Source organism: Vibrio sp. 1249-1 (genome assembly GCF_033340495.1).
Genome location: NZ_JAWOWJ010000541.1, coordinates 1 through 703 on the forward strand (window position 1 = coordinate 1; position 703 = coordinate 703).

The window sequence follows — 703 nt, forward strand, 5'->3', positions numbered from 1 at the left end:
GGAAAGCATCGCAATTGTGGTCGCCTATCCGATTCATTGGTTAGCCAAGCTTGCCAGACCTTTTGTGTTCTTACTTACTGTGTCGACAGATGCGTTACTTAAACTTCTGCGCCAAAACGAAAACCAAGGCGAAATCGTCACAGAAGAAGACATCTTTGCCGTCGTCAATGAAGGTTCGGAATCAGGAGCCATCGAACCGCAAGAACAACTGATGATCCGCAAGCTACTGCACCTTAACGATCGTTTAGCCCTGTCTTTAATGACGCCGCGCTGCGACATCCACTTTTTGGACACCAATTTGCCGCTGAATGCGATTCTCAAACACCTACGTCAAACTCAACACTCAGTTTGGCCAGTGTGCAAAGGCGGTTTAGATAACATCATCGGTACCATCTCCTCAAAAGTATTGCTTGATGAGTACGACCACCTGTCTGTTTCGAGACTCGGTAAATTGCTCAAACATCCGCGCTTTGTACCGGAGTCGATGAAAGGCTTGCCTCTGCTGAACTACATGCAGCAAACCAGCGTAGAGATGGTATTTATTGTTGATGAATATGGAGACGTGCAAGGCTTAGTCACCTTATACGATTTGCTCAAATCCATCGCTGGCGAATTAGGAATGGCACCAGAACAAATCTGGGCGAAGCAGCAAAAAGATGGCAGTTGGCTGATGGATGCGCTGATTCCTCTCAACGAACTCAAA

Annotated in this window: 1 protein-coding gene; it reads left to right on the forward strand. The window is 46.9% G+C overall.

From position 1 onward, the window contains the following. The coding region (locus R7Z50_RS27500) for a hemolysin family protein (protein WP_318149749.1) at positions 1-703 on the forward strand (703 nt) is incomplete at both ends.